Below are 14,274 nucleotides of genomic sequence, written 5' to 3'. Positions count from 1 at the left end.
GGCGCCGGCGAGCGGAAGTCGAGCAGGTTGTAGAGCACGCCGACGGCGACGCCGATGGCCAGCGAGATCAGGTAGTTCATGGGGCCTCCGGGACGTTCGGCTGGGTGGAGGCAGTCTAGGGCGGGTGGCGGAGGGGGATCGGTCAAGGACTTCGGAATTTCGGACAGGTTGCGCCACCCATGCATCCGTGGCGATGGGGTTGCCGGTGCCTGTAGGAGCGGGCCCTGCCCGCGATGGCCGGAGGTATCGGCGCGATTCGCGGACAAGATCCTACATTGCAGGCGAGCATGGCTTCTCGTAGGAGCGAGCTTGCTCGCGAACACACTCCGCTGCGGGCCCATTCGCGAGCAAGCTCGCTCCTACGAAGAGCACCCCGGCACGGCCTGCAAGACAGTTGCTCCTACGCTGCCCCATCCGCGCCATTCTCCTGTAGGAGCGCGCCCTGCGCGCGAATCGCGGGCAGGGCCCGCTCCTACGGGAAGTGCCGGGGCGCGTAGGGCGAATAACGCGAAGCGTTATCCGCCGATCGGACCAGGCCCCGTCGCCACCCACGCCGAAGGCACCACCCCCAGCTCGCGGCGGAACATCTCGCTGAACGCCCCCGGGGTGTAGCCCAGCTCGTGGGCGATGCGGTTCACCGGGGTGCCGGCGGCCAGGGCGGCCACCGCGGTGGCCAGCTGCACCTGGCGGCGCCAGGCGGCGAAGCCCATGCCCAGGCTGCGCTGGAACAGGCGGGCGAGGGTGCGCACGCTGGCGCCGACGTCGGCGGCGTGCTGCTCCATGGGGATTTCCGCGCTGGGGTTGGCCATCACCGCCCGGCACAGGGCGAGCAGGCGGCGGTCGTCGTCTTCCGGCAGGCGGATGCGCGGCAGGCTGCTGCGGGCGCGGCGCAGCTCCAGCACGCAGAGGTCGGAGAGGGCGCGGTAGTACTCGGCGTCGGGCTGTTGTTCCTGTTCCACCAGGCGCAGGATCAGCTCGCGCAGCAGGGTGTCCACCTCGAACACCTGCACGCGCTCCTCCAGCACCCCGGCCAGGCTCGGGCGCAGGTAGATGTTGCGCATCTGCAGCTCGCTGACCACGCGGATGCCATGGGGCACCCCGGGCGGCAGCCAGACCGCCCGTTGCGGCGGCAGCAGCAGGGCTTCCTGCGGGGTTTCCAGCCACATCAGCCCGGACATGGCGTAGAGCACCTGGCCCCACTCGTGCTCGTGGGGCTCGATGTACAGCCCGCGCGGGTAGCTGCGCGCCAGGCCGCGCAGGGGCACCTGGGTATCGCTGAGGTCGGGCGGGGCGGCGCGGGCCATGGCTCACCGGAAACGAAGGTCGATGCCGCGCATGGTAGCGGCGCCGCCGGCGCCTTGCATCTGCCCTGGAAAGCTGGCGAACCGCTGTGTAACGAAGGCTTTACGCCGGCGCCGACGCGATGCGCGGTCCGCCATGGCTGTAACGAAAAGCTGCCGGCCGAGGTGGTCGCGGGGCGCTTTCCCACAAGGGCTTCGGACTTGTTCCCATTGGCCGCAGCGGCTGATATGGCGCCAGCCCAGCGCCCGGCGGCAATTCGTCGCGGCGCGATGAGCCTTGCATGCCGCGCGGCCACGAACCGCGGGGTCCCCTCCGTCACAGATAACAACAAAAGGTGACGCAATGACGCGTGATACCCAGCACGCAGGCCAGTTGCAGCGCGGCCTGAAGAATCGCCACATCCAGCTGATCGCCCTCGGCGGCGCCATCGGCACCGGCCTGTTCCTCGGCTCGGCCGGGGTGCTCAAGTCGGCCGGGCCGTCGATGCTGCTCGGCTACGCCATCGCCGGGCTGATCGCCTTCCTGATCATGCGCCAGCTCGGCGAGATGATCGTCGAGGAACCGGTGGCCGGCTCCTTCAGCCACTTCGCCCACAAGTACTGGGGCGGTTTCGCCGGCTTCCTCTCCGGCTGGAACTGCTGGGTGCTGTACATCCTGGTCGGCATGTCCGAGCTCACCGCGGTGGGCAAGTACGTGCACTACTGGTGGCCGGACGTGCCCACCTGGGCCAGCGCCGCGGTGTTCTTCGTGCTGGTGAACCTCATCAACCTGGCCAACGTCAAGCTGTTCGGCGAGGCCGAGTTCTGGTTCGCGATGATCAAGGTCAGCGCCGTGGTCGGCATGATCCTGCTCGGCTGCTGGCTGCTGTTCTCCGGCCACGGCGGCGAGCAGGCGAGCGTGAGCAACCTGTGGAGCCACGGCGGCTTCTTCCCCAACGGCGCCAGCGGGCTGGTGATGGCCATGGCCTTCATCATGTTCTCCTTCGGCGGCCTGGAAATGCTCGGCTTCACCGCCGCCGAGGCCGACCAGCCGAAGACGGTGATCCCCAGGGCGATCAACCAGGTGCTCTGGCGCATCCTGATCTTCTACGTCGGCGCCCTGGCCGTGCTGCTCTCGCTGACGCCTTGGGACAGCCTGCTGCAGAGCATCAGCGCGGCCGGCGACGACTACAGCGGCAGCCCCTTCGTGAAGGTCTTCGCGCTGCTGGGCAGCGACACCGCGGCGCACATCCTCAACTTCGTGGTGCTCACCGCGGCGCTGTCGGTCTACAACAGCGGCACCTACTGCAACGGCCGCATGCTGGTCGGCCTGGCCGAGCAGGGCGACGCGCCCCGCGCCCTGGCGCAGGTGGACAAGCGCGGCGTGCCGGTACGCGCGCTGCTGGTGTCGGCGCTGGTGACCTTCCTCGCGGTGGTGGTCAACTACGTGATCCCGCACCAGGCGCTGGAGCTGCTGATGTCCCTGGTGGTGGCGGCGCTGGTGATCAACTGGGCGATGATCAGCTATGCGCACCTGAAGTTCCGCCAGCGCATGGACCGCGACGGCGTGCGCACCGCCTTCCGCGTCATCTTCCATCCCTACGGCAACTGGCTGTGCCTGGCCTTCGTGCTGTTCATCCTCGGGGTGATGACGCTGATCCCGGGCATCCAGGTCTCGGTGTACGTGATCCCGCTGTGGCTGCTGGTGATGTTCGCCTGCTTCCGCCTCAAGCGTTCGCGCACCGCGCAGCCGGCGCTGGCCCTGGCCGAATGAGAACGCGCCGCGCGCCCGACTTTTCGCCGGGGCGCGCGGCGTTGCCGTTGGCGGTGAACCTTGGCTAGAGTGTCCGGGCCATTTTTCGTCAGAGGGACACCCATGAAAAAAGCATTCTGGCTGCTGGCCGCCGCCGTTCCCGTGCTGCTGGTCGCCTGTGGTGGCGGCGAGGAGAAGAAGGCGCCGCCGGTGGACGCGCTGGTCCTGCCCGGCGACGCCAAGCTGGATTCGCGCAGCGTCGACTACAAGTGCGACGACGGCCGCAAGTTCAGCGTCCAGTACCTGAACAAGGGCGACAACCACCTGGCGGTGGTGCCGGTCAGCGACAGCTCCAGCCTGGTGTTCGCCAACGTCATCTCCGCCTCCGGCGCCAAATACGCCGCCGGCCAGTACGTGTGGTGGACCAAGGGCGAGGAAGCCACCCTGTACAAGGACTGGAAGGGCGGCGAGCCCGCCGATGGCGTTTCCTGCAAGGAGCGCTGAGTTCGCTGCAACGAAAAAGCCCGGCCAGTGCCGGGTTTTTTCGTCGGTGGCATGAATGGGCCCTGCGCGAATCGTGGGCAGAGTCTCCTACGTCCGTGCTCGACCGTAGGGCGAATAACCGTTCGCGGTTATCCGCCGTTGGCCGGAACGCCGGTGCCTGACGGCCGCGGCGGATAACGCCGTAGGCGTTATGCGCCCTACGAGTTGGAAAGAGGCGGCGTAGCCTGCAAGACAGTTGCTCCTACGAAGAGCACCCTGGTGTGGCCTGTAAGACAGCTGCTCCTACAATCGTGCATCCTCAGAACCCTACGGCGGATAACCGCGAACGGTTATCCGCCCTACAGATGCATGGCGGGCGTAGGAGCGGACTTGAGCTGGCCGACAGGCCGGGCCTCAGAGGTAGTTGTTGGTGACCTCGTCCACGTACCCCTCGGCGCGCATCTGGTCCAGGGCCTTCTGCAGGCGCTCGACCACCTCGTCCGGGGTGTCCTTGTTCAACGCCAGGTACAGCTGCGCCTCGTTGAAGCGCAGCACCGTCTGCAGGCCGGTCACGCCCTCCTGCTTGGCCAGGTAGCGGCCCACCGGGTCGGTGGTGGCCCAGAGGTCGATCTGCCCGCTCATCAGCTTCTTCACGTTCTCCTGGTCGCGCAGGGCGTTGACCACCGGGATGCCCTGGCTCTCCAGGGCCTGGCTGACGGCGTCGTTCTTGTAGGCGCCGAGCTTGTACTTGCCGGCTTCCTTGACGTCCTTCAGCGCGGTGATCTTGCTGCCCGGCGGCGCCAGCACCACCCAGCCGGTCTTCGCCAGCGGCCCCACCCACTTGAACAGCGGCACCCGCTCGGGGGTGTAGGTGGTGGAGAACAGGCCGTAACCGGCGCGGTCCAGGGTCAGCTTGTACAGCCGGTCCCAGGGGAAGCGCAGGCTCAGGGTGTAGCCGATGCCGGCGCGCTTGAACATCTCGCGGACGATGTCCGCGCTGATGCCGTCGATGCCTTCGTCGCGGGCGAAGTTCTTGTCGTCCACCGCCATGTTGAACGGCGGGAAGTTCTCCGTCAGCAGCACCACCTTGTAGTCGGCGGGCAATTCGGCGCGGGCCGTGGCGGCCCCCAGCAGCAGGCCGATGAACAGCCCGCAGGTCTTGAGTTTCAGCATGGTCATACCGCTCGCTTGGTTATCGTTATGGCTAGCGGCATCCCTGCATCGCGGACGCGATTCCCGTCCCGTACACCGTCCCTGGCACAGCTCCGGCCGTGGCCGGCAACGCATCGCGGCGCCGCCCCCCTCGGGCGGCGCCGGCGAATCACAGGTAGCTGTTCAGCACATCGTCGACGAAGCCTTCGGCGCGCATCTTGTCCAGCGCGGCCTGCAGCTTCTGCACCACTTCGTCGGGGGTTTCCCTGTTCAGCGCCAGGTTCAGCTGGTCGCTGTTGAAGCGCAGCACCGTCTTCAGGCCGCTGACGCCGACCTGCTTGGCCAGGTAGCGCCCGGCCGGGTCACCGCTGGCCCAGAGGTCGATCTCGCCCTTCTGCAGCTTGCCGGCGTTCTCCTGGTCGCGCAGCACCAGCACCGGCTCGAAGCCGTGCTCGGCGAGGTACTCGGCCATGGCGTCGCCCTTGTAGGCGCCCACCTTGTATTTCTTCGCCTCGTCCAGGCTCTTCAGGGCGATGGGGCTGTCGCCGCGGGCCAGCAGCACCCAGTCGTCCGGGCCGATGGGGCCGACCCACTTGAAGGTGTTTTCCCGCTCCGGCAGCCGCGCGGTGACGAAGACGCCGTAGTCCGGCTTCTCCAGCGCCAGCTTGTAGATGCGCTCCCAGGGGAAGCGCAGGGTCATGCTGTACTTGATGCCGGCGCGCTTGTACATCTCCCGGACGATGTCCACGGCGATGCCGTCGATGTTGTCTTCCTGGGCGAAATTCTTGCCGTTGATGGCCATGTTGTAGGGCGGGAAGTTCTCCGTCAGCAGGACCATGCTGTAGTCCGGGGAGATTTCCGCATGCGCTGTGCCGGCCAACAGCAGGGTACTGGCCAGCAGGAGGCGTTTCAGCATCGAGAAGCATTCCTGGTCGAAAACGAAGGCACAGAGCTTACCGCAAGTTTGCCATCATTCGGCCTTGCATCTTTCGGACCGCATCACGCCTTCCGGAAGCCGCGGCGGAGCGCTCTGCCACGGGGCCTGCGGCCGGCCATGAAAAAGGCCCGGGCCGTCGCGGGACGGGCCGGGCCTGCACATCGGGCGTGCGCCGCGCCGCTTCAGCGCACCACGATGCCGCGGCTGGCCAGGTAGGCCTTGGCCTCCGGCACGCTGTATTCGCCGAAGTGGAAGATGCTCGCCGCCAGCACCGCGTCGGCCTTGCCTTCGAGGATGCCGGCGGCCAGGTGCTCGAGGTTGCCGACGCCGCCGGAGGCGATCACCGGCACGTTCACCGCCTCGCTGATGGCGCGGGTCACGCCCAGGTCATAGCCGCTCTTCACGCCGTCCTGGTCCATGCTGGTCAGGAGGATCTCGCCGGCGCCCAGGCCTTCCATCTTTTTCGCCCACTCCACCGCGTCCAGCCCGGTGGGCTTGCGCCCGCCATGGGTGAAGATTTCCCAGCGCGGGGTTTCGCCCGGCGCCGAGACCTTCTTGGCGTCGATGGCGACCACGATGCACTGCGAGCCGAAGCGCGCGGCGGCCTCGCCGACGAACTCCGGGGTGAACACCGCGGCGGTGTTGATCGAGACCTTGTCCGCGCCGGCGTTGAGCAGGTTGCGGATGTCCTGCACGGTGCGCACGCCGCCACCGACGGTCAGCGGGATGAACACCTGGCTGGCCATGCGCTCGACGGTGTGCAGCGTGGTGTCGCGGCCATCGACGCTGGCGGTGATGTCGAGGAAGGTGATCTCGTCGGCGCCCTGCTCGTCGTAGCGCCGGGCGATCTCCACCGGGTCGCCGGCGTCGCGGATGTTCTCGAACTTGACGCCCTTGACCACGCGGCCGTTGTCCACGTCGAGGCAGGGGATGATGCGTTTTGCCAATGTCATAGCTTTCTCCGAAAGCGGCTTCAGGCTTCAGGCGAACAGCGTACCGCCCACCCAAACCAGGCCAAGCTCTTACCTGCAGCCTACAGCCTGCCGCCTGCTGCCGCCTTATCGCAAAGCGCCTGCGCCTCGGCGACGTCCAGGGTGCCCTCGTAGATCGCCCGGCCGGTGATGGCGCCGATGATGCCCGGGGTGCGCGCGTCCAGCAGCTTCTGGATGTCGCCCAGGTTGTGGATGCCGCCGGAGGCGATCACCGGGATGCGCGTGGCGTTGGCCAGGGCGGCGGTGGCTTCGACGTTGCAGCCCTGCATCATGCCATCCTTGGAAATGTCGGTGTAGACGATGGCGGACACGCCATCGGCCTCGAAGCGCCTGGCCAGGTCGATGACCTGCACTTCGCTGACCTCGGCCCAGCCATCGGTGGCGACGAAGCCGTCCTTCGCGTCCAGGCCGACGATCACCTTGCCGGGGAAGGCGCGGCAGGCCTCGCCGACGAATTCCGGCTGCTTGACCGCCTTGGTGCCGATGATCACGTAGCTGACGCCGGCGCGCACGTAGTGCTCGATGGTTTCCAGCGAACGGATGCCGCCGCCGATCTGGATCGGCAGGTTCGGGTAGCGCCTGGCGATGGCGGTGACCACCTCGCCGTTGACCGGCTTGCCCTCGAAGGCGCCGTTGAGGTCCACCAGGTGCAGGCGGCGGCAGCCACCTTCGACCCATTTGGCGGCCATGGCCACCGGGTCGTCGGAGAAGACGGTGGCGTCTTCCATCAGGCCCTGGCGCAGGCGCACGCAGGCGCCGTCCTTCAGATCGATTGCGGGGATGATCAGCATCGGTTGAACCTGCTCGAATCCAAGTCGTGAATAGGGTCGGGTCAGCTCTTCTCGAGCGCCCACAAGTCGCTTTCGATGCTTTCGAACCTGTCCTTCAGGTGCGCTTGCACATCGAGAATCGCCTTGTTGTAGAACAGCGGGCCGAACTCGCGCATGAAGAAGTCCAGCGCTTCCTCGGCCTCGAAGGAGCCGACGTCCAGCTCGAAACGCTCCTCGAGGAAGCGCTGGATGGCCCGCGCCGCGCTCTGGCGCTGGGCGCCATCGAGCTGGAGGATCGCCGGCTTGTCCTTCTGGCGCGCCATGGCCTACCAGCGGCCGTCCCAGGCGGCGAAGTTCTGCAGCAACTGCAGGCCGTGGGTGTGGCTCTTTTCCGGGTGGAACTGCACGGCGAAGCGCGGGCCCTCGGCCAGCGCGGCGGCGAAGTCGCGGCCATAGTGGCCGCGGCCGGCGACCTGGCGCGGGTTGCCCGCCTCGATGTAGTAGCTGTGCACGAAGTAGAAGCGCGCCTCGTCGGGGATCTCGTGCCACAGCGGGTGGTCGAGGGTCTGCTTGACCTGGTTCCAGCCCATGTGCGGCACCTTCAGGTGCTCGCCGTCCTCGTACAGGTCCTTGCCGAAGAAGCGCACCTGGCCGGGGAACAGGCCGATGCAGTCGACGCCGCCGTTCTCCTCGCTGTGCTCCAGCAGCGCCTGCATGCCGACGCAGATGCCGAGGAAGGGGCGGTCCTGGCTGACTTCACGCACCAGCGCGTCGAAGCCCAGGCGCCTGATCTCGGCCATGCAGTCGCGGATGGCGCCCACGCCGGGGAACACCACGCGGTCGGCCTCGCGGATCACCGCGGCGTCGCTGGTCACCAGCACGCGGCCGGCGCCCACGCGCTCCAGCGCCTTGGACACCGAGTGCAGGTTGCCCATGCCGTAGTCGATGACGGCGACCGTCTGCATTACAGGCACCCCTTGGTCGACGGCATCTGCCCGGCCATGCGCTCGTCCAGCTCGATGGCCATGCGCAGGGCGCGGCCGAAGGCCTTGAACACCGTCTCGATCTGGTGGTGGGTGTTGTGCCCGCGCAGGTTGTCGATGTGCAGGGTCACCTGGGCGTGGTTGACGAAGCCCTGGAAGAACTCCATGAACAGATCGACGTCGAAGCCGCCGACGCTGGCGCGGGTGAAGGGCACGTGCATCTGCAGGCCGGGGCGGCCGGAGAAGTCGATGACCACGCGCGACAGCGCCTCGTCCAGCGGCACGTAGGCATGGCCGTAGCGGCGGATGCCCTTCTTGTCGCCGATGGCCTTGGCGAAGGCCTGGCCGAGGGTGATGCCGATGTCTTCGACGCTGTGGTGGTCGTCGATGTGCAGGTCGCCCTTGCACTCGATGTCCAGGTCGATCAGGCCATGGCGGGCGATCTGGTCCATCATGTGCTCGAGGAAGGGCACCCCGGTATCGAAACGGGCCTTGCCCGTGCCATCCAGGTCGATGGACACCTTGATCTGGGTTTCCAGGGTGTCGCGCGCGACGGTTGCCTTGCGTTCGGCCATCACCAGCTCCACAGCTAACACTGCACTTAATTATAAGAGGGCCCGCATTATAGGCGCGGCGGGCCGCGCAGGGCTACGGGCGACGGTCGGCGGCGCTGGCCGCGGGCCACCGCTTGTCCGTAAACTGCGCGTCCCCGCCGAGGATGCCGCCATGCCCGTGATCGTCGAACACCTTGCCCAGCCCTCCGCCCAGGACCGCCAGGACCTGGCCAGGCTCTACGCCGAGGCGCCGGCCTGGCTGCTCGCGCCCTTCGCCGATGGCGAGGCCCTGGTGGACGCCGCGCTGGCCGCCGGCACGCTGCTGACCGGGCGCTTCAACGACCGCCTGCTGGGCGCCGCCTGGCTACGCCGCGACGCCGACGCCTGGCGCCTCTCGCGCCTGTGCGTGCGCCGCGTCACCCGCGGCCGCGGCGTGGCCCGGCGGCTGCTGGAAGAAGCCCAGCGCCAGGCCGTGCTCGCCGGCTGCCCGCTGCACCTGCAGGCCCCGGCCGGACAGGCGGAGGCCGCGGAACTGGCCGAGCACCTGGGCCTGGCCCTGGAAACCACCGAGGGCCCATGAACGACATCGACAGCCTGGTCATAGGCGCCGGCGCGGTCGGCCTGGCCTGCGCCGCGCGCCTGGCCGCCGCCGGACGCAGCGTGCTGATCGTCGAAACCGAACGGTTGATCGGCAGCCACACCTCCAGCCGCAACTCCGAGGTCATCCACGCCGGCCTCTACTACCCGCCCGGCTCGCTCAAGGCCGAACTCTGCCTGGAAGGCCGCGAGCGCCTGTACGCCTGGTGCGCCAGCCACGACGTGCCGCACAGCCGCATCGGCAAGCTGCTGGTGGCCGTGGAAGACGCCGAACTGGGCAAGCTGGAAGCCCTCGCCGCCAATGCCGAAGCCAGCGGCGTACATGACCTGCAGCCGCTGGACGCCGCCCAGCTGCACGCGCTGGAGCCGGCGGTGCGTGGCGTGGCCGCCCTGCTCTCGCCGAGCACCGGGATCATCGACAGCCACGTCTACATGCTGTCGCTGCAGCACGCCGCGGAAAACCGCGGCGCGCAGCTGGTGCTGGACACCCGCATCGACAACCTGCGCCGCGCCGCCGATGGCTGGATCGCCGAGGGCGTCAGCGTCGGCGAATCCTTCAGCATCCAGGCCGCACAGGTGGTCAACGCCGGCGGCCTGTTCGCCCAGCAACTGGCCGCGCGCACCGAAGGCCTGCAAGGCGTGCCGCCGCTGCACCTGTGCCAGGGCCGCTACTTCACCTACGGCGGCTGCTCGCCGTTCAGCCACCTGATCTACCCGATGCCCGAGGCCAACACCGCCGGCCTGGGCGTGCACGCCACCCTCGACCTCGGCGGCCAGCTGCGCTTCGGCCCGGACGTGCGTTACCTGGAAACCATCGACTATCTGGTCGACGAAGCGCTGCGCGAGCCCTTCGCCCAGGCCATCCGCCGCTACTTCCCGGGCTTGGACGCCGAACGTCTGCAGGCCGGCTACGCTGGGATTCGTCCTAAACTGAGCGGCGCCGGGGAACCCGCTTCCGACTTCGTCATCCAAACCGCCGTGGACCACGGCCTGCCGGGCCTGGTCAACCTGTTCGGGATCGAGTCGCCGGGGCTCACCGCCAGCCTGGCCATCGCCGAACGCGTCGCCGCCGCCTGCTGAAGCGGGCGGGCGCATTGATATACTCCCGCCAATTCACCCGCCGCCAGAACAAGGACCCGTCCATGAAAGCGTTCGGCAAGATCCTGGGCATAGCCGTCCTCGCCCTGCTGCTACTGGTAGTCGCCGCCGGCTTCATCCTCACCCACTTCTTCGACCCCAACGACTACAAGGACGAGATCCGCCAGCTCGCCCGCGACAAGGCCAACCTCGAGCTGGACCTGCGCGGCGACATCGGCTGGAGCCTGTTCCCCTGGCTCGGCCTGGAACTGCACGACACCAGCGTGGCCAGCGTGCGCAGCCCGGACAAGCCGTTCGCCGACCTGCAACTGCTGGGCCTGTCGGTGCGGGTGCTGCCGCTGCTGCGCCGCGAAGTGCAGATGAGCGACATCCGCGTGCAGGGCCTGACCCTGACGCTGAACCGCGACAAGGCCGGCAAGGGCAACTGGGAAGACATCGGCAAGCCGGCCCAACCCGCCGGCGCCACTCCCGCCACGCCGGCCGGCCAGGCCAGCGCGCCCGCCGAAGCGCCCAAGGCGCCGGCCGAAACCGCTTCCACGCCGATGAAGCTGGACATCGACAGCCTCAACGTCAGCGGCGCGCGCATCGACTACAGCGACGAGCAGAGCGGCAAGCAGTACACCGTCGAAGGCCTGGACCTGAACACCGGCGCCATCCGCGAAGGCAGCAGCATCCCCTTCAAGCTCAACGCCTACCTGGGCACCAACCAGCCGGTGACCCGCGCTAAGACCGAGCTGACCGGCAACCTGCGCTTCGACCGCGCGCTCAAGCGCTACCAGCTGGAAGACGCCAAGCTCTCCGGCGAGCTGGCCGGCGACCAGCTGCAGGGCCGCACCGCGACCTTCTCCGCCCAGGGCCAGTTGCTGCTCGACCAGGCCGCGCAGGTCGCCGAATGGAACGGCCTGAAGCTGTCGGTCAACCAGTTGCGCGCCCTCGGCGAGCTGAAGGCGCGCAACCTCGACAAGGACCCGCAGTTCACCGGCGGCCTGTCCATCGCCCCGTTCAACCTGCGCGAATTCCTCGACGGCCTCGGCCAGAAGCTGCCGGAGATGGCCGACGGCAACACCTTGACCAAGCTGGAACTGGCCGCGCGCCTGGACGGTAGCCGCAACAGCGTCAACCTCAGCGACATCCAGCTCAAGCTCGACGACAGCAGCTTCAGCGGCAGCCTGGGCCTGGCCGACATCGCCAAGCAGGCCGTACGCGCCCAGCTCAGCGGCGACAAGCTGAACCTCGACCGCTACCTGCCGGCCAAGGCCGCCAAAGGCGCCAAGGCGGCCAGCGCCAGCCGCAAGGCGGAAGTCGACGCCACCGTCGCCAGCGCCACCGGCAAGGGCGACAGCCCACTGCCCAACGCCCCGACCCAGCAGGCCTGGAGCGACGCGCCGCTGCTGCCGCTGGCCAAGCTGCGCACGCTGGACCTGGACCTCGACATGAACCTCGGCCAGCTCACCCTGGACAAGCTGCCGATCGAGAACGCCGTGCTCAAGCTGCGCGGGCAGAACGGCCAGTTCAGCCTCGACGACATGCGCGGCGAGCTCTACGACGGCCGCTTCAACGCCAAGGCCAGCCTCGACGTGCGCCAGGACGTGGCGCTGCTGGCGGCGCAGAAGCACATCGAAGGCGTGCCGGTGGAAAAACTCCTCGAAGCCCAGGGCCAGAAGCCGCCGGTCACCGGCCTGCTGAACCTGGACGCGGACATCACCACCCAGGGCAACAGCCAGAAGGCCTGGATCGACAACCTGAACGGCAAGGCCAACTTCAAGCTGAGCAAGGGCGTGCTGCTCAACGCCAACCTGGAAGAGCAGCTATGCCGCGGCATCGCCACCCTCAACCGGAAGAGCCTGAGCGCCGAGCACGGCGGCAAGGACACCCCCTTCCGCGAGCTCAACGGCAGCCTGACCTTCCACAACGGCGTGGCCAGCAACCCCGACCTGCGCGTCGCGGTGCCCGGCCTGACGGTCAAGGGCGACGGCGACCTCGACCTGCGCGTGCTGGGCATGGACTACCGCGTCGGCGTGATCATCGAAGGCGACAAGAGCGACATGCCCGACCCGGCCTGCGAGGTGAACAAGCGCTACGTCGGCATCGAATGGCCGCTGCGCTGCCGCGGCCCGCTGGAACTCGGTGCCAAGGCCTGCCGCCTGGACCAGGAAGGTATCGGCCGCATCGCCGGGCAACTGGCCGGGCAGCGCCTGAACGAGAAACTCGAAGAGAAATTCGGCGACAAGGTCAGCCCCGACCTGAAGGACGCCCTGAAGAACCTGCTGAAGAAGAAATGACCCCCGAACGCTTCAATACCGCGGTCCTCGACTGGTACGACCGCCACGGCCGCCACGACCTGCCCTGGCAGCGCGACATCAACCCCTACCGGGTGTGGGTGTCGGAAATCATGCTGCAGCAGACCCAGGTGAGCACTGTGCTGGGTTACTTCGACCGCTTCATGGCGGCGCTGCCCACGGTCGCCGACCTGGCCGCAGCGCCAGAGGACGAAGTCCTGCACCTGTGGACCGGGCTGGGTTACTACACCCGCGCGCGCAACCTGCAGAAGACCGCGAAGCTGGTGATGGAGCGCCATGGCGGCGAATTCCCCCGCGACCTCGAGCAACTCACCGAGCTGCCCGGCATCGGCCGCTCCACCGCCGGGGCCATCGCCAGCATCTCCATGGACCTGCGCGCGCCCATCCTCGACGGCAACGTCAAGCGCGTGCTGGCCCGCTACCTGGCCTGCAACGGCTACCCGGGCGAGCCCAAGGTGGCGAAGCAACTGTGGGAAGCGGCGGAGCGCTTCACCCCCCATGCGCGGGTCAACCACTACACCCAGGCGATGATGGACCTGGGCGCCACCCTCTGCACCCGCAGCAAGCCCAGCTGCCTGCTGTGCCCGCTGAGCGAAGGCTGCCGCGCCCACCTGCTCGGCCGCGAAAGCGCCTACCCGGTGCCCAAGCCGCGCAAGGAGCTGCCGCAGCGGCGCACGCTGATGCCGATCCTGGCCAACCGCGAAGGCGCCATCCTGCTCTACCGCCGCCCGTCCACGGGCCTGTGGGGCGGCCTGTGGAGCTTCCCGGAACTGGACGACCTCGCCCAGCTCGACCCGCTCGCCGCGCAGCACGCCCTGCGCCTGGGGCAGCGTCATGCGCTGCCCGGCCTGACCCACACCTTCAGCCACTTCCAGCTGGCCATCGAGCCCTGGCTGGTGCGCGTGGAGGACGCAGCCGGCGGCGTGGCCGAGGGCGACTGGCTCTGGTATAACCTCGCCACGCCGCCGCGGCTCGGTCTCGCGGCCCCGGTCAAGAAGCTGCTCAAACGGGCAGCCGACGCGTTGAATGCAGGAGAGATGACATGAGCCGAATGGTGATGTGCCGCAAGTACAAAGAAGAGCTGCCCGGCCTCGATCGCCCGCCCTACCCCGGCGCCAAGGGCCAGGACATCTACGAGCACGTGTCGCGCAAGGCCTGGGACGAGTGGCAGAAGCACCAGACCATGCTGATCAACGAGCGCCGGCTGAACATGATGAACGCCGAGGACCGCAAGTTCCTCCAGGCCGAGATGGACAAGTTCCTCTCCGGCGAGGAATACGCCCAGGCCGAGGGCTACGTCCCGCCGAGCGCGTAAGTTTCGGTATTAACTGAAAATTTTTTCGCGGCACGCTTGACACCCCAAACGAAAACCCTT

16 protein-coding genes are annotated in these 14,274 nt (G+C 68.0%); 7 read left to right on the top strand and 9 right to left on the bottom strand.

What is annotated here, in order from left to right:
* Positions 1-80 (bottom strand): DUF1427 family protein (locus tag DK254_RS35210; protein WP_146219628.1); only part of this gene is annotated, 80 nt, incomplete at its 3' end.
* Between the two features lie 435 nt (positions 81-515).
* Positions 516-1,304: a helix-turn-helix domain-containing protein gene (locus DK254_RS18325; RefSeq protein ID WP_109934927.1), complete on the bottom strand. Its 789-nt coding sequence runs from the start codon at positions 1,302-1,304 to the stop codon at positions 516-518.
* A gap of 340 nt (positions 1,305-1,644) precedes the next feature.
* On the opposite strand from DK254_RS18325, the gene DK254_RS18320 reads away from it, so the two are divergent.
* Both DK254_RS18320 and DK254_RS18315 read left to right on the top strand, forming a co-directional pair.
* On the top strand, positions 1,645-3,054 hold the full coding sequence (locus DK254_RS18320; protein WP_109934926.1) for an amino acid permease: 1,410 nt from the start codon (positions 1,645-1,647) through the stop codon (positions 3,052-3,054).
* A gap of 102 nt (positions 3,055-3,156) precedes the next feature.
* Positions 3,157-3,537, top strand: coding sequence for an MliC family protein (locus tag DK254_RS18315; RefSeq protein ID WP_109934925.1), 381 nt, complete (start codon positions 3,157-3,159; stop codon positions 3,535-3,537).
* Between the two features lie 393 nt (positions 3,538-3,930).
* Here the strand turns inward: DK254_RS18315 and DK254_RS18310 are convergent, their stop codons facing one another.
* The 7 genes from DK254_RS18310 to hisB all read right to left on the bottom strand — a co-directional run bounded on the left by DK254_RS18310 (position 3,931) and on the right by hisB (position 8,925).
* Positions 3,931-4,689, bottom strand: a complete 759-nt coding sequence (locus DK254_RS18310) for an ABC transporter substrate-binding protein (RefSeq protein ID WP_109935779.1) — start codon at positions 4,687-4,689, stop codon at positions 3,931-3,933.
* A 148-nt stretch (positions 4,690-4,837) separates the two neighbouring features.
* Positions 4,838-5,584, bottom strand: a complete 747-nt coding sequence (locus DK254_RS18305) for an ABC transporter substrate-binding protein (RefSeq protein WP_109934924.1) — start codon at positions 5,582-5,584, stop codon at positions 4,838-4,840.
* A gap of 203 nt (positions 5,585-5,787) precedes the next feature.
* Positions 5,788-6,558: an imidazole glycerol phosphate synthase subunit HisF gene (gene hisF, locus DK254_RS18300; protein WP_089394554.1), complete on the bottom strand. Its 771-nt coding sequence runs from the start codon at positions 6,556-6,558 to the stop codon at positions 5,788-5,790.
* A gap of 80 nt (positions 6,559-6,638) precedes the next feature.
* A complete protein-coding gene (gene hisA, locus DK254_RS18295) occupies positions 6,639-7,388 on the bottom strand; it encodes a 1-(5-phosphoribosyl)-5-[(5-phosphoribosylamino)methylideneamino]imidazole-4-carboxamide isomerase (RefSeq protein ID WP_109934923.1) in 750 nt (249 codons plus the stop codon).
* A 41-nt stretch (positions 7,389-7,429) separates the two neighbouring features.
* Positions 7,430-7,690, bottom strand: coding sequence for a DUF2164 domain-containing protein (locus DK254_RS18290; RefSeq protein WP_089394536.1), 261 nt, complete (start codon positions 7,688-7,690; stop codon positions 7,430-7,432).
* A gap of 3 nt (positions 7,691-7,693) precedes the next feature.
* Complete coding sequence (gene hisH, locus DK254_RS18285; RefSeq protein WP_109934922.1) at positions 7,694-8,332, bottom strand: imidazole glycerol phosphate synthase subunit HisH; 639 nt, start codon at positions 8,330-8,332, stop codon at positions 7,694-7,696.
* Positions 8,332-8,925, bottom strand: coding sequence for an imidazoleglycerol-phosphate dehydratase HisB (gene hisB / locus DK254_RS18280; RefSeq protein ID WP_089394534.1), 594 nt, complete (start codon positions 8,923-8,925; stop codon positions 8,332-8,334). Before hisB ends, hisH begins: the two co-directional genes overlap by 1 nt.
* Positions 8,926-9,076: 151 nt before the next feature.
* Between hisB and DK254_RS18275 the strand changes: the two genes are divergently transcribed.
* The 5 genes from DK254_RS18275 (at position 9,077) to DK254_RS18255 (ending at position 14,214) form a co-directional block, all read left to right on the top strand.
* On the top strand, positions 9,077-9,484 hold the full coding sequence (locus DK254_RS18275; protein WP_109934921.1) for an acetyl-CoA sensor PanZ family protein: 408 nt from the start codon (positions 9,077-9,079) through the stop codon (positions 9,482-9,484).
* A complete protein-coding gene (locus tag DK254_RS18270; protein WP_109934920.1) occupies positions 9,481-10,581 on the top strand; it encodes an NAD(P)/FAD-dependent oxidoreductase in 1,101 nt (366 codons plus the stop codon). The genes DK254_RS18275 and DK254_RS18270 overlap by 4 nt, the downstream gene beginning before the upstream one ends.
* A gap of 62 nt (positions 10,582-10,643) precedes the next feature.
* On the top strand, positions 10,644-12,881 hold the full coding sequence (locus DK254_RS18265; protein ID WP_109934919.1) for an AsmA family protein: 2,238 nt from the start codon (positions 10,644-10,646) through the stop codon (positions 12,879-12,881).
* A complete protein-coding gene (gene mutY / locus DK254_RS18260) occupies positions 12,878-13,945 on the top strand; it encodes an A/G-specific adenine glycosylase (RefSeq protein ID WP_109934918.1) in 1,068 nt (355 codons plus the stop codon). Before DK254_RS18265 ends, mutY begins: the two co-directional genes overlap by 4 nt.
* Positions 13,942-14,214: an oxidative damage protection protein gene (locus DK254_RS18255; RefSeq protein ID WP_089394528.1), complete on the top strand. Its 273-nt coding sequence runs from the start codon at positions 13,942-13,944 to the stop codon at positions 14,212-14,214. The genes mutY and DK254_RS18255 overlap by 4 nt, the downstream gene beginning before the upstream one ends.
* Positions 14,215-14,274 lie beyond the last annotated feature (60 nt).

It is taken from the genome of Pseudomonas sp. RW407, assembly GCF_003176655.1.
Classification (GTDB): domain Bacteria; phylum Pseudomonadota; class Gammaproteobacteria; order Pseudomonadales; family Pseudomonadaceae; genus Pseudomonas; species Pseudomonas delhiensis.
The sequence above is the reverse complement of the archived record's forward strand: the minus strand, read 5'-3'. Positions and strand labels throughout refer to the sequence as shown.